At 68.2% G+C, this 16182-nt stretch carries 4 protein-coding genes; all 4 read right to left on the reverse strand.

The annotated features are described in order from the left end of the window. Positions 1–8: 8 nt before the first annotated feature. Positions 9–3365 carry a hypothetical protein gene (locus ACTT2I_RS17645; RefSeq protein WP_421098751.1) on the reverse strand — a complete coding sequence of 1119 codons (3357 nt, stop codon included), beginning with the start codon at positions 3363–3365 and terminating at the stop codon, positions 9–11. Continuing rightward, the gene (locus ACTT2I_RS17650) at positions 3362–12916 is read right to left on the reverse strand and encodes an SdrD B-like domain-containing protein (RefSeq protein ID WP_421098750.1); all 9555 of its coding nucleotides are present in this window, start codon (positions 12914–12916) and stop codon (positions 3362–3364) included. The genes ACTT2I_RS17645 and ACTT2I_RS17650 overlap by 4 nt, the downstream gene beginning before the upstream one ends. A 195-nt stretch (positions 12917–13111) precedes the next feature. Further along, entirely contained in the window at positions 13112–13861 is a 750-nt protein-coding gene (locus ACTT2I_RS17655) for a response regulator transcription factor (RefSeq protein WP_421098749.1), read from the reverse strand. Between the two features lie 150 nt (positions 13862–14011). Further along, positions 14012–16159 carry a S46 family peptidase gene (locus ACTT2I_RS17660; protein ID WP_421098748.1) on the reverse strand — a complete coding sequence of 716 codons (2148 nt, stop codon included), beginning with the start codon at positions 16157–16159 and terminating at the stop codon, positions 14012–14014. Between the last annotated feature and the right edge of the window lie 23 nt (positions 16160–16182).

Consider the following 16182-nt stretch of genomic DNA (forward strand, 5'->3'; position numbering starts at 1 on the left):
GGGCATCCTCAGCGTGCCGGGTCGCGGTAGCGGACGGGGTCCGGCCGGAAAAGGTCTTCATCGAACTTGAAGCGCAGGCGCAGGAACACGCCCTGTTGGGTGTACTCGTAACCGTTGAGGTCACGGTCGCCGGCGAACCCGCTCCAGTTGTAGCCGGCCGACAGCCACAGGTTCTGCCGCAGCAGGCGACCGACCTCCATGCCGTAGGCGTACTGGTTGGCACCGCTCTGCCCACGGAAGGTGGAGCCGAGCATGCCGATGTCCCAGTTCTCGGTGATGTCGTACACCACGCGGCCGGAGAACAGCATCGCGCGGAAACGGCTGTTGACGCGTGCACTGTCGGTGTAAGCGAACTGATCCTGCTGCCACTTGCCGGCCACGCGGCCGGTGAACCACCACGGTCGCGACGGGTGCCAGTCGGCATGCGCCGAGACGATGTGCGCGCGGGTGCGCACGTCCTGGCTGCTGCCATCGACAGTGTTGCCATCGGACAGGGTCAGGCCGCTTTCATCGCGCTCCAGCTTGTACTCGTAGCGGGCCAGCGCGTTGATCCGGTTGCGGTCGGTATCGCGATAGGCCACGCCAAGCTGGAAACGATCCTGCAGCACGTCTCCGCGGGCATCGTAACGGGTGCTGAGCAGATAGTTGCGGGCCAGGAGGGTCCAGTCGCGGCTGAGCTTGCGGGCCAGCATGAACTGCAGCAGCGTGGTGTTGAACGCCTCGTTGGTTTCGGTATCGGGCACGTCTTCGGAAATTCGGTGCTCAGCACGGATCGCACCGCGCCACAGAGGGTTGGCGCTGTAGTCCAGCGCCAGTGCCAGGCCGGTACTGTCACCGGTGCTGCCGTCGATCACCTTGACGTGCTCGGCCGAGCTGGCCAGGCGCAGGCCTTCGCGGATGTCCCAGGTGTTGCGGATACCCGAGGCAGCCTGCACATCGCGGCCGCTGATCGAATCGCGCAGGCGATACTCGCTGAAGGTCTGGGTATCGCGCAGGTAGCTGCTGTCGATACCGAACACCAGTGCATCGGCCTCGCGGTCGGTGGTGGTGATGCCGTAGGCGCTGGTGAGGCCGGTCTGCTTTTCGTAGCGCCCATACACGCGGCTGCGTTCGAACACCTGGTAATCCAGGCCGGCGGCGACCCGCTTGCGGTCTTCACCGCTGACGCTGTGCTCCACCTCCGCGCCCGCGCTGAGGCGGTCGCTCAGGCGGTAGCCCATACCGAACCGCGCACTGTCCGATTCCAGCTCGGTGCCGACCGGCAGGTCGCTGGTGATCGGGCTGCCGCTGCTGCTGCCGTTGATGACCATCAGGCCGGTCAGCGGATCCAGCGCTTGTTGCCCGTAGCCCAGCGCTCCGCCGCCGGAGCCGGTCGCAAAACCACCGGTGAGACCGCCGGCATGGCCGAACGGCACCCCGGACGACCACGGCGAGGTCACCCCGATGGTCTCGCGGATGCTGCGCACGCCCAGATCCACGGTGAGGCGCTCGGTGGCACCGATGCGCACGCCGGCACCGCCGGCATCGCGCTTGCCGCCGTCGGGATTGCGGTCCTCGCTGCGCAATCCTTCCACATACAGTTCCAGGCGGGGCCCGACCCGGTAGGCCAGCCGCGCGTTGTACTCGCCGCGGCCGCCGTACAGCGGTGCGGCCGGGTTGTTGAACGCCGGGTCGGTACGTGCCGCGAACACGCGCGCGTCGAGCTTGTCGGCGCTGTGCGCGAACTCCACCCGCCACGCATCGCCCTCGACCTCCCCGGTGATGTCCTTCAGGCCCTGCGAGGTGATCTGGTTGATCGAGTTGGTATTGACCTCGCTGCGGGTGCGCGCGAACTCGGCCACCAGCAGGGTGTTGGCACCGAAGCGGTAGCTCGCATTCGCGCTGCCCATCTTGAACTCGGCATAGGGATTGCGGTCATCGACCGCCGCCGCGCCCACCTCGAGCTGCTCGGTGAGTTTGACCTGCGCATCGGCGCCGACCACCCAGAACTTCTCGGTGCCCTGGTCCAGCTCATAGGTGATGCGCAGCGACACTGGATTGAGATCGCTGTCGAACGCCGGCAGGAACTGATTGAGCAGGATCCGGCCGGAGAACGGTTCGAAGCTGTAATCGACCAGCCGTGCCAGCGAGCGCACCGAGGTGATGCGGGTGGGCTGGTTGCGGTCACGCACGATCACTTCCACCCGCTCGCTGCCTTCCAGCACGGCGTTGTTGCGCAGGGCGTACGGGCCACTGCCCTGGCTGCGGAACTCCTCGATCACCTGGCGCAGTGAATCCTGCATCGCAAACACGTTGCTGCGCACGCGCTCGCTTTCGAAGTGCCAGCCCAGCCCCGTGGCAGTCCGGTTATAGGTGCCCAGGCTGCGCTGCGGGATGGCACCACTGCCACCGATGCCGGTTGCGGTGGCCAGGGTGTCGCCGGTCTGGAAATCGCCGTACAGCAGGTAGCTGCGCTGGTTGTCGATGCGCACGTACAGGCGTTCGGCCGAACGTGCGTCGAAGCCGCGCAGCGAGGAATCGCCATAGACCGGATAGAACTCTTCCGGTTGGATGTCGCGCAGCAGACGGCCGCGGGTGTCCTTGTCCGAATCATACGCGGCGGTGAGCAGGTACTCGCCCTTGATCCGGCCTTTGACGAAGAACGCGGTGCGCGCGGCCGCATTGGCCTTGCCGTTGTTGAACTGGCGCTCCCAGCGGCGGATATCGCGGTCGAAGGCATCGTGATGCTCCACCGGAGAGATCAGCCCGGCGTTGCTGCGACGGCGGAAGTTGACCACGCCTTCGATCAGGCCGGTCGCCAGCAGCTCGCGCATTTCCGGCAGGAAGCCGATCGTGCCCTGCGCCGTCTCGGCCCCAGCGGTGATGCGCAGCACGACGTCCTGCGGCTCATGCGGGGCGAGCAGGTCGAACTCGGCCACGCCGTCTACCACCTGCAGCTGGATGCCCGGGGTGACCTTGTCGGCGTCCAGCGCGCCTGGACCGAGTTCGTCGGTACGCGAGCCGGGCAGACGGATGCGGCCGCCACTGGTCTCGATCGTGGCGTAGGTGGTGCCGGTCAGTGCACGGCCGGTGGCATCGAGCAGCTGCACGCGCACATGCACGGCGCTCTGGCCATCGGCCGGTACACCATCACGGTCCAGCTCGACCAGGATGCGGTCGAGCGTGCCCGGTACGGCGCTGTCCAGCGCGCGCGGGGCGGCATCCGTACTGGCCGGGCTGCGCGGGTACAGCGTGCTGGCATCGCCCAGCACCGGCGTGAAGCGGCCGGGGCTGCCCACGCTCTGGGCCATGGCAGGCACGGCCGCCAGGGCGCAGGCGAGCAGGCTCAGGCGCGGCAGGCGGGACAACGTCTGGACGCGGCTCATGGCTGGTCCTCCGTCGAAGCGCCGGCAGCGGGCGGATGGGCTCTGGGATGCACGATCGGTCTCTGGTTGGCCGAGTCGGTCGCCTGTTGTGGCGCCCGCGCGGGTTTGCTGTCGAAGCGCAACGGCGGCTGGCCGGTCTCGGTCTCCGGCGCCCGCACTTCACCCTGGGTGCGGCGGGCCTTGACCTGCTCCAGCACCGGGTTGGCACAGCTGCCCTCGATGAAATCAGCTCGGTGCAGTTCGCCGTTCTTGAGGTCCAGGAACAGGCTGTCGGCATCGCCCAGGTTGCGGTTGCTGCTGGTGGTCAGGCGCGCGCCGATCGGCAACGTGCTGGCATCCACCTTCAGCGTGTGGCTCTGTGGCGGCAGGCCGCAGTAGCTGTACTTGCCTTCGGAATCACTGATCACCCAGGTACCGTCGGAGAAGTACAGCCGCACGCCGGGGATGCCCAGTTCTTCGCGGTCCTGCACGTGGTTGTTGTTGCAGTCCACGAATACCTTGCCGAGCACGCAGGCCTGGTCGGTGAACACACCGCCGGTGACCCGCACGCGGTACTCGGCGCGGTTGGAGGGCAGCGCGCCGGGCAACGGGGTGAGGCTGCCGGTGTCGATGCAGCCGCCGCTGAAGGCACACCCGAACGCCTGCGCACGGTTGATGCCATCGCCCTGCTGCGCGCCCACGCCCACCCGCACGCGGTAGGTCAGCACGATCTGCCCACCGACGCTGATCGGGCCGACATCGAAGCCCAGCAACGGGCCCGGCTTGCCGGACGGATCGGTCACGGCGCGGCCATCGGCACGCGCGGTGCCGTCGATGTAGGTGAAGCCGCGCGGCAGACGATCGATCACATTGACCGTGCGCAGCGCGCTGCCCGCGGTCTGGCGGATGGTGATCGTGTACTGCACGGTGTCGCCGATCTCGGCGGTCTGGCGGTCGCCGTTCTTGCTGATGGCCAGGCCGGTCGCCACCGCGGTGTCCAGCGGCAGGTGGTTGTTGACGATGGCCGCGGTGTCCGAGCCGGCGAACAGGCCGAGGTAGTACTGCGTCGCCGTGCCGACCGCACCGGTCGGTGCCAGGCGGTTCGGCTGCACCGCGTGGTTGGCGCCAGCACTGCCGGCCGGCGACAGCGAGCCACCTTGCGGCGGAATCAGTGTCGACACGAACTGGTAGCTGCCCGGCGGCGTCACGGTGAGCTGGAATTCGCAGCGGGCCGGCGCGGCCGGACCGAAGGCGAACTGGTAGAAGCCTTCGCTGCCCACCGTCATCGAGATCGCACTGCCTTCCAAGCGATAGCCGCCGCTGCCGGCATTGAGCACCGAGGTACGCGGGTCATAGCCGGCACACAGGCCGACCGGCGCCAGGGTCACGATCGAGCCCGGGACCGGGTCGCGCGTGGTGGCGTCATACACCACGCCCGACGGGTCCACCGGCAGGCTCTGCTGCGGCAGGTGCTGGCCCGGGCGGAGCACGACTTCCAGCTGGCTGATGCCGTTCTCGTTGACCCGGCAGGCGCTGACCCCGGCACGCGCGATGGCGGCCGGTGCGTCGCAGGCTTCCTGGATCCCGGCCACGGTTTCGCGGGTGACCGGGTTCGGCCACAGGATGCTGGAGGTCGGATCGCGGAAGCGGATGTTCCAGGTCACGCCGGGCACCACGTCGCCGAAGCGGTAGCTGCCGTCGGCACCGGTCGTGGTGGTCTTCACCACCTGGCCGCTGGCCGGGTCGACCAGCTCCACGATCCACGACGGCAGACGCTTGTCGCCGCCGTCCAGCAGCTGGTCATCGCTGCCGATGTCGTACCACACGGTACCGCCGACCGAGGCGGCCAGCTGCACGGCGTTGGGCACGCGGCAGGCATTGAACTGGATTGTCTCCACGCACTCGGGCAGCTGGGTCACATCGCCCTCGAACGCAGCGCGCTCGGCCGGGGTCGGTGCGCGGAATTCATTCTCGCCACCACCTTCGACCAGCACCGCGTTGTTCACGGTGCCCGCCTCCGCGGCGGCCGCACCGACCAGTGCCTGCACCTCGATCGTGTCCACCGAGGTGGCCCCGGCGGCCAGTACCTGCTGGCTGCGGCAGTCGAAGCGGGTCTCACCCACCGCGCCGGTGCACACCCAACCGGTTCCGCTCGGCGCGGCCGCCAGGGTCAGCCCCTGCGGCAGACGGTCGTGCACGACGTACTCGCCACGCGACGGCTGCTGCCCACCATTGCGCACGTGAATGGTGTACGTGGCGATGTTGTTGACGGTGAAGCGCGTACTGCCCGCGGACTTGCTGACCAGCATGTCCGGCGAATCGCCGATCTCGCCGAAGTTGTTGCCGAGCGAGTCGCCGCCCAGCGGCAACACGATCTGGCTGATCGCCGAGGGCACGGTCTCGCGGCCGGTGGCCACGCCGGTGACGACACCCTCCACTGCGCCGGCACTGGTGATGCCGTTGAGGGTCTGCGGCGGCTGGGTCGGCTCGGTCACCGTATAGGTGCCCGGACGCAGCTCATCGAAGCGATAGCGGCCGTCGGCATCGGTGGTGAGCGTGATCGAGACCGCCTGGCCCAGATCGTCGGTGCCGGTCAGCACCACGGTGACGTTGGCGATGCCGCCCTCACCTGCGTCGACCACGCCGTTGTCGTTGCTGTCGTTGTAGACGCGGCCGGCGATGCTGCCGGTCGGGATCTCACCGAAGTTGTTGTTCACCGACTGCTGGTTCACGCCCAGCACCAGGCCGGTGATCTTCGACGGCGTGGTGCCCGGCGCGGTCACGGTGCCACCGGTGCTGCCGGCCACGGTGCGGCCATCACGGGTGCCCGCCGGCTGATCCGGCTCGGTTACCGTGTAGGTGCCCGGCGGCAGGTCGCTGAAGCTGTAGTTGCCGTCGGCATCGGTGACGGTGTCGCGGCTGACCGGATTGCCCACCAGGTCGGTGCCGGTCAGGGTGAGGGTGACGTTGGCCAGGCCGGTTTCGCCCGGGTCCACCACGCCATCGTTGTTGCGGTCGATCCAGACCTTGCCGCTGATGCCGCTGTTGAGCGGAATCTCACCAAACAGGTTGTCCACCGAGGCGGTGCCCGGCGTGGACAGGTCGATCGTGCTGATGCGGCTGGGCACCGTGGTCACCGGCGTGGCGGTGCCACGGCTGACGCCGTCGACGGTGCCGGCGGTGGTGATGCCGTTGCTGGTGCCGGTCGGCTGCTGGGGTTCGGTCAGGGTGTAGGTGCCCGGGCGCAGGTCGGCGAAGGCGAAACGGCCATCGGCGTCGGTCTGCACGCTGCGGGTGACGCTGGCGCCGGTATCGTCGGTACCGGTCAGCTCGATGGTGACGCCTTCGATGCCGGTTTCAGCCGCGCCGTTCTGCGCACCGTTGTTGTCGGCGTCGAAGAACACGGTGCCGGATACGACGACGGCCAGCACTTCACCAAAGTTGTTGCTGATGGAGGCCTTGCCCGCCGGCAGCACGACCGCGCTGATCGCACTGGGTACGCTCGCCACCGGCGTGGCGGTGCCGACTACGGTCCCGTCGATGGTGCCGGCGGCCGTAATGCCATTGATCGTGGCGACACCGTTGAACACCGGCTGCGCGGCCTGCTGGGTCACCGTATAGGTGCCCGCCAGCAGGTCGTCGAAGCGGTAGCGCCCGTCGGCATCGGTCGCGATCGCCGCGACCGGCTGGCCCAGTGCGTTCACGGTGCCGCCCGGCAGCTGCACCTGCACGTTGGGCAGGCCGGGTTCGCCGGCGTCCTGCACGCCGTTGTTGTTGCGGTCCAGGTAGACCGTGCCGGAGAGCGCGGCAGCGCGCTCGCCGAAGTCGTTGCCGGTGGAGCCGGCCGCGGGCAGGTTGGTGATCGTGATCAGGTTGCCCGGGGTTTCGCGGCCCTCGGCCAGGCCGGTCGGCTGGGTCTCGGTGATGCGGTAGTCCTGGCCGGACACGGCGCCGGGATAGCTGTAATGGCCATCGGCATTGGTCACCAGGGTTTCGGTGGTGTCATCGGCGGTGCCGAACACACCGTCCGGGCCGGCGCCCACGATGACCACCTGCACGCCGGGAATGCCGACGTCGCCGGTGTTGTTGTCGCCGTCATCGTTGCGGTCCAGGTAGACCGTACCGCTGATCGGGGCGTTGGCCAGCTCACCGAACAGGTAGCCGGTAGCATCCTGCCCTGCAGTGATGCCGATGCCGGAGATCACGTTGGGCACGGCGGTGCTGCCCGGCGTGGCGGCATTGCCGGCGGTGTGCTTGCCGTCCAGGTAGGTGGCCGGCTGGGTTTCCGTCAGCGTGTAGCCGCTGCCCGCCTGGGCCGGCAGCAGATCGCTGAATCGGTAGGCACCATCGGCATCGGTGGTCGCGGTCAGGTTGACCGGATTGCCGAGCAGGTCAATGCCGGTGAGCGTCACGATCACATTGGCGATCGGGTTCTCGCCGCTGTCGCGGAGGCCGTTGTTGTTGCCGGCGGCCACGTTGGAGAAATCTTCATAGACCGAGCCGGCGATCGAGCCGAGCCTCTCGCCGAAGTCATTGCCGTTGGAGCCGGTCAACGGCAGCGCGGTGATGTCGATCTGGTTGCTCGGGTTCTCGGCCGCATCGGCGTAGCCCTGGGGCTGCGTTTCGGTGATGCGGTAGTTCTGCCCCACGACCAGATTTTCGAAGGTGAAACGGCCCTGTGCATCGGTCTTCTCCGCGAACGGGGGCAGATCGTCGGCGGTGCCGTAGAGGCCGTCCGGGCCGGCGCCGGTCAGGGTGATGGTGACGCCCTGCAGGCCGCCATTGGGCTGGGAGCCACGGCTGCCGGCATCACCGGCATCGAAATCACCGTTGCCGTTGCGGTCCAGGTAGACATGGCCCGAAATGGATGTGATCGCGTCTTCGCCGAAGTTGAACACGATGGCATCGTCGCCAGTGGACAGATCGATGCCGACGATGCGGTCTGTCGTGGGCGCATCGCCGCTCGCGCCGGTGGTCACCGTGCAGCCCGTGCAGGCGACGCCGCCGATCAGGCCGGGATTGATGGCGCTGGGACGGTTGCGATAGCTGCCCTCGGGCAGCACTTCGCGCAGCGTATAGACCTGCAGCGGGTCCAGGTCGATGAAGCTGTAGCTGCCGTCACTGCCGGTGGTGCGGGTGTCCAGCACGGTGCCGGAGGCATCGAGCAGCTCGATGGTGGCGTTGGCGATCGGCGCATCACCGGCATCGCGCGCGTTGCTGTAGTTGCTGTCCACGTAGACGAAGCCGGACAACGAGGGGCGGCGCACTTCCGGGAAGTTGTAGCGCACGGCATCCACGCCCGCACCGAGCGTGATCGCGGTGTAGACCGAGTCGGCGCTGGTGGGCGGCGTCACCGCGGCGAATACGCCACCGGCCGACGGCGCCTGCGCGCCCGTTGACGGCGGTGCGACCGGGCCGTTGACGTAGGCGGCGGGCTGACGCTGGGTCAGGGTGTAACCGGCGGTGCCGGCCGGAGCCAGGTTGTCGAAGCGGTAAGCGCCCTGCGCGTCGGTGGTGGCATCCAGCGAAACGACATTGCCGTACGCATCTTCACCACTGAGGTGCACGGTGACGCCGGAGATCAGCGGCTCGCCGCTCTGCAGCGTGCCACCGTTGGCCCCGCTGCGGTCGCGGTCCTGGAACACCACGCCGGACAGCGAGGAACGCACCACGGTGTGGGTGGTCGTGTCGTCGTTGTTGCCCGGCTCCGGATCGAGCTGGTCACTGGTGGCCTTGGCGGTATTGAGGCCCGTGCCGTTGGCCGGCAGCGTGGTCCAGCGCGCGGGAATCAGCACGCGCACCCGCCCGTCCAGGGCCAGGTCGCCCATGCGGCAGGTGACGACGCGGCCCACCAGCAGGCAGTTGCCGAGGCCGGTGGTCTGCACGCCCGCGTCTGCGGTGGCGCCGCGTTTCTGCCAGGTGATCGCGGCCGCGCCGCCGAGCACTTCCAGCCCTTCGGGCAGGGTATCGGTGACGACCACGCCATCGCCGTTGAGCGGGTTGGTACCGCTGCGGTCGCGCGAGAGGCTGTGCCCGGGGCCGTGGTTGATCACGTCCAGCACGAACCAGAACGGCTGGTGCAGGCTGACCGTGCCCGCCGCAGCCGGCAGCGGCTGGCTGGGATCGGCGCTGGGTGCGAGCACCACGCTGGACTTCTGCATGGCCAGGTCCGAGCGCGTACGGATGCTGGTTTCCTGGGTGGCGGTGTTGTTGCTGGTGTCGCTCTCGGCCTCGGCCGAGCGCGCGGTCACCGAGTTCGTCAGCGTTTCGCCGGTGGCCGGCGGTGCGGTCATGTACTGATAGACCAGGTACAGGTAGCTGGTCTGGTTGCTGGTGATGACGCCTTCGTCGGTCGTGGTGACACCGGCGCTGGGCAGGGTGCAGGAAATGGTCTGCGGCCCGGTGCTGGGATTGGTGCTGCCAGCGGCCACCGAGCAGCGCGTGCCCACCGGCTCCAGCACGCCCAGCGGGCCGGCGGCGCTGCCGGTCCGGCTGCCAACCAGGCTCACGCTCGCGCCCGGCGGCGGGGTGATGGTGTCGTCGATCATGGCGCGCGTGGCCAGCGACGGGCCGGCGTTGCGCACGCTGATCTGGTAGTAGATGTAGTTGTTGACCTCCATCCCGGTGCGCGAGTCGAAGCCCAGCGGGTCCACCGCACCGGCAAAGTTCTGGTCGATCTTGTTGACGATCAGGTCCACGCGCCCGGCATCGAACGGCAGGGTGGCGTCCTTGCTGTCGTCGTCGGTGCGGCTGTTGTAATCGTAGGTCCGGCCGCTGGCATCGGTGCCGCTGGACGGGTCCGGCGTGCCGTCGCCATTGAGGTCGAAGTGGAAGCTGCCGGTATTGGTGAACTGACGGCCGGTGTTGCCACTGTTGACGTTCGGGCGGATCTGCACCGTCATCGTTTCAGTGGAGTTGTTGGCCATGTCCTTGGGCGTACAGGTCAGGCGCAGCGTGGCCGGTGCGCCGCCGGTGTTGAACCACGAGGTGCCGCCGGGCGCCGGTGCGGAGTTGATCGACGGGTCGCTCGTGGTCACCCGGCAGACCTTGTCTGCCGCGTCCGAACCGGTGCGCAGGGCGGAGAGCAGCACGAAGCCGGCATCGTTGGCGGGCAGCGTGAACAGGTCGCTGAAGACCACGCCACGCGCCGACGACGGGCCCCTGTTCTGGTAGGTGATGCGGTACGTGGTGTTGACGCCGGCACGGCCCGGCGCACCCGAGATGATGTCCTTGCGGGTGGTGGCGATATTGGCGACCGGATCGATCTGGACCCAGTCCGAGGCGGTGTTGTTGCTCTGGTCGATCTCGCCGAGCGCGCCGACGATGGCCGGGTTGATGCGCACACCGGCCGTGTTGCAGAAGCGGCCCGGCAGCAGCGGCTGCCCACCACAGACGGTGGCCGGCTGGCTCTGGCTGTCGAACAGGCCGCGGTTGACGGTGAAGCGCACGGTTGCGGTCTCGTTGCGGCCCAGCACCGTGGTTCCCGCATCGCACACCCACGCGCTGCCACTCAGGCGGCAGTTCCAGCCCATCGGGCTGATGTTGGCGGTCACCGTGGTCGTGCCGTTGACGAAGCCTGGAATCGGATCGTTCACCACCACACCGGTGGTGGCTTCGCCGGCATTGCGGATCTGCAGCGTGTAGGTCACCGAGTCATCGCTGTTGCGGATGATGTTGTCGGTGTCGCCCGGTCCATTGGTTACCTTGGTGATCGACAGGTCGGCACGGTCGTCGGTTGCGCGGCTCTCGCCACCGGCACAGTCGTTGGTGTCATTCGGATCGCGGTTGATGCCGCCGCCGGTAATCGGCTCAACCGAGCCACCGCTGCCGCCGGTGCAGACGTTGTTGCGCAGCATCCCGGCGGTGCGCGCCAGGGTCTGCAGCACCAGTGAGGGCGCGTTGGCGTTGACGGCCACCGGATAGCCGGTGATCAGGGTGCAGGTCACCCGCTGTGCCTCGCCGACGGCCCAGGCACGATCGACGCTGCAGTTCCAGCGTCCGATGACCACCGATGTGCCGGGAAGGATGGGCTGCCCGGTGTTGTCCACCCACTGCTCGCCGACGGCGAGCGTGTCCACCACCTGCAGGTCGCCGGTGACCGTCCGCGGCCCCAGGTTCTGCACGCCCAGCGTGGACGACATCATGCTGTCGCTGCGCACGCCCGTGTCGTTCCAGACCGGCACCAGCAACGGCGACTTGGACTTGCTCATGAGCAGGTCGGCACCATCGGGAATGATGGTCAGGCCAACGGTCCCGCTGTTGTTGATCGGCGCAGGGTCCGGCGTGGTCGCGCTGATCCGCGCGGTGTTGCTGACCACGCCACTGCTGTTGGTGCCGGTGGAGGGCACCTGCGCGGTGATGGTGATGATCGCCTGCGCCCCGGGCGCGAAGCTGCCGGCCAGGCTGCAGGTACGTACGCTCGCGCCGGCAGAGCTGGTGCAGGTCCAGCCGGCCGGTACCACGCCACCGGTGATCACGAATCCTTCCGGCATCGCATCGGTCACCACCACGCCGGTTGCGGCGCTGGGGCCGTCATTGCGCGCGGTGAGGGTGTATGTCACCACCGAGCCGGCTGCCGCCGGTGCCGGCGACACCGACTTGGACATCGCCAGGTCCGCGCCGGCGGTAACGGCGGTGGTGACCTGCGCGGCATTGTTGTCCGGCACTGCATCGGGCACCGGACCGGCGTTGACCACGGCGGCATTGACGATGTTGCCGGTGCCGACGTTGACCTTGCCGCGGAACTGGTAGCTCGTGCTCGCACCCACGGCCAGGGTGCCGTTGTAGGTGCCGTTCTGCGCGCTGAAGCTCCAGTCCGCACCGCTGGGCGTACCGACCAGCGTGACGTTGGGCGGCAGCGTATCCACCACCCGGAAACCGGTGCTGACGCTGGGACCGTTGTTCTTGACGGTGAGGGTATAGGTCACCTCGCCGCCGCCGATGACCGGGTCAGGGCTGGCGGACTTGCTCAGTTCCAGATCGGCCGCGGCCTGGATGGTCGTGGTCTGGTTGGAACGGTTGTTGCCGGTGTTGGTATCGCCGGCGAAGAAGGGATCGTTGGACGGCAGCGCCACGATCGGCGTGGTCGCCGGCGGTAGTGCGGCGGCGAAACCGATCGCCGCATGCAGGGTGATGGTGGCCGGCTGGGTCTGCACGGTGGTGACCGGCAGCTTGAACTGATACGGCGCACCGGAGGCGCTCAGGGTCGGGTTGGTACACACCACGCGGGTGGTGCCTGCAGTGCCGGGCGAGGCGCTGCAGCCGGCCGGGGCGGGGCTGCCCAGCGCGGTGCCCACCGGCAGATCGATGATCGTGACGCTGCCGGCGGCGCTGTCATTGGCGCCGTTTTCGACCTTGACGTTGTAGATCACCGTGGTGCCGGCCGGCACCGGGTCGTAACCGGTATCGGAGAAGTCGGTGATCTGCAGATCGATGGCCAGTGCAGACAGTGGCAAGGCCAGCAACAGGGTCGCCAGGGCGGCGCGCCACCGGCCCAGGCGGGCGGATGGCTTGGCGCGCTCGAACGGCGTCACCGCCGCGCAGATAGCTGCGCGATCGCTATGGCTGGACATGCGTTGTTCCCCTGTTCCGGTCTCTGCTGCTTTCAGAGGGAGCGCACTGCGCTCCCGTGACGTGATGCGACCTGACCGTGCACGACTGTCGTCATTGGCACGCTCAGGCGGGGCGCATTGTGGTGGTGCCGGATCGGCAAGTCAGTGCCGCCCGCTCACGCTGGCTCACACTTGCTCACACGGGGAAACGCCGGGTCAGGCGGTCAGCAGGTAGCCTTGTCCACGCAGTGCGCGGATCGGCAGCTCCGCGCCGGTGGCCGCACGCACGCGCGCGCGCAGGCGATGCACCAGTACGTCGAGCCGGTGCGGATCAAAGTCCCAGGGGGTATCGGTGATACATTCGATCAGGCGCTCGCGCGTGACCGGTTCGCCTGCGGCGTCGAACAACGCCTGCAGTGCGGCACGCTCCATCGCGGTCAATGCCAGCGTGTGCGGCGTGGGCGACTGCAGCGTCCAGCCATCGGCAGAGAGCTGCCAGGCCCGCTGCACCTCGGTGACAGTCTGCACGGCCGGGCGCCCTGCGGACAGGCGACGCCGCAGGCTGAGCAGCCCGGCGGCCAGCACGTCCAGGTCCAGCGGTTTCACCAGGTACACATCGGCACCCTGGGTCAGGCCATGCGCCATGTCGTGCGGACTGCCACGCCCGGTCAGCATCACGATGCCGATATCGGCGGCCTGGCGCAGGTGGCTGGCCACCGTATAACCGTCTTCGCCGGGCAGGCCGACATCGAGCACGACGATATCGCATCGATCATGCAACAGCGCGCGGTAGAGCGCCTCTGCACTGCCCAGGCCCCGCACCGCGGCACCCCGCCACTGCAGGTCGTCGAGCATCAGGGCCAGCAGTTCCGGGTCGTCCTCGACCACCCAGACGGTCAACCCGTCCAGTTCCCTGTGTGCCGCTGACAGTACTACGCTGCCGCGGTTGTCCTGGTCTGCCGTCACGTGACCGCTGCCTCCCTTCACCGGCCTGCAGTCTAGCTGCCGGCCGGAAACGAGCCAAATGCGACAGCGGCGGTGCCCCGGTAGACGGGTGCCACCGCCTGGAGACGGCTGTTGCCGGTCACGACCGTGGATCGCGACCGGCTTTGTCGCTTACTCGGCGGGGACGCCCATTTCCTTCAACAGCTCCGGCGCCGGGTAGACCTTGGCCAGCAGCCAGCGCAGGTAGCGCATGTCCACATGCACCGCGCGCTTGAAGCGCGGGTCGAACCACCAGCTGGCGCTGACCGACTCCCAGTTGCTGTCGAAGTTCAGGCCGATCAGTTCGCCCTTGGCGTTGAGCACCGGCGAGCCGGAGTTGCCACCGGTGGTGTCCAGGTTGGTCAGGAAGTTGACCGTCTGGGTCTTCAGCACCGGATCGGCGGTGGAGCCGAAGTCGCCCTTGGCGATCGCGTCCAGCAGCGGCTTGGGTGCATCGAACGGATAGGCATTGGTGTTCTTCTCGACGATGCCGGCCACGGTGGTCACCGGGTCGAAATGCACGGCGTCGCGCGGCGACAGCGCCTCGACCTTGCCATAGCTGATGCGCAGCGTACGGTTTGCATCCGGGTAGACCGCGCGGCCCTGCTTGGCACGCCAGGCGAACAGCGCCTGCATGTAGGCCGGGCGCAGGCGCAGCTGCTCGCCTTCGCGGGTCTTGCGCTCATCATCCAGGCGCAGCTGCGCGGCCACCAGCGGGCCGGCCAGGTCGATCAATGGATCGCGCGCCAGCGCCTTGCCTTCTTTCGCTGCGGCAAAGCGCGACAGGCGCTCGGCTTCCTCGCCCAGGTGCGTGCTGGCGTACAGCGTGTCCAGGGTCTTGGCCAGCGCGGCCGGGGTGCGGCCGAAGGCCGCGTCGAACTCGGGCACGCGCTGCGCATCGGGCAGCTGCTGGTAGCGGGTCAGCAGCGTGGTCAGCAACGCCTTTTCGATGGCCGGATCGTAACGGCGCTGGACCTGCTTGAGCACGCCTTCGATCAGCGCCAGATCCCGCTGCTGGTAGCCGCTGTCACGCTCGGCATCGGGCTTGGCCGATTCGATGCGCAGACGCTCCAGGGTCAGCGCCGAGCGCAGCAGCTGGCTCTGCGCCGCGATCAGGTCGAGCAGCAGATCGCGCTCGCCCACCGAAGCACCGCCGGACAGCGAGGTCAGCAGCGACTGGATGTCGCCCTGGTACCGGGCATCGGTGGCCTGCAGCATCGCCGTTTCATCGGCGGCGCGCTGGGCCTTGGCATCGCTGCGCAGCAGGCCTTCCAGCTCACCGGCGGCGCGCTTGCGGTTGTTCTTCAGCGACTGCAGCTGCGAGGCGTAACGGGTCCGCGCCTGCGCGTCCTTCGCACTGGCCGACTCGATGGTGTCGATCATCTGCTGGTACACCGACACGCGGCGCGGCAGCACCGCATCGATCTGGCTGGCGAACTCCGCCGCGGTGCGATGGCGGTAGGTGATGCCCGGATAGCCGGCCAGCATGGCGTAATCGCCGGTCTTGGGGCCGTCGATCGCCATCTTCAGGTGTGCCGGCGGGTGGTACGGCACGTTGTCCACGCTGTACGGCGCGGGCTTGCCGTCCTTGCCCACGTAGGCACGCAGCAGTGTGAAATCGCCGGTGTGGCGCGGCCACATGAAGTTGTCGATCTCATCGCCGTAGTTGCCGATCGCGCGCGGCGGCGCATAGACCAGGCGCACATCGCTCAGCTCGAGCTGCCGGATGCGATAGAAATCGGTGCCGTAGTACATGTCCGCCACGCTGCAGCGGATGTTGCCTTCCTTCTCGCACTCGGCCACCAGCTGCTTGCTGGCGCGGTCCACCGCGTCGAAGTACGCCCGCCCGGTCTTGCCGCGCGCATCGCGCAGCACCTCATCGGTGACCTTGTCGAACCCGACCGTGACCAGCACGCGGAAATCCGGATTGGCCGCGCGCTCGTCGCTGCGGCCCTTGGCGATGAAGCCCTCGTTGATCAGGTTGTGCTCGGGCGAGGTGTTGTACTGGATCACGCCCATGGCGACATGGTGGTTGGTCAGCAGCAGGCCGTCGTCGGAGACGAACGAACCGGTGCCGCCACCGGCCCGCACCACCGCGCTCAGCGGCGGCGCGGTGACGTTGGCCAGGTCGCCCGGGTTGCCCTTGAAGCCGGCCGCCTTCAGCGGTTTGGCCAGGTCCGGCAGCTGGGTCGGCATCCACATGCCTTCGTCGGCATGGGCGCCGGCGGCGAGGGTCAGGCCAAGCGCCAGCGCGGCGGTGAGGGGTTTGCGTGAAGACATGGGCACTTCCGGTACGTCAGAAC

Source organism: Stenotrophomonas sp. PUT21 (genome assembly GCF_052232875.1).
GTDB classification, from domain to species: domain Bacteria; phylum Pseudomonadota; class Gammaproteobacteria; order Xanthomonadales; family Xanthomonadaceae; genus Stenotrophomonas; species Stenotrophomonas maltophilia_N.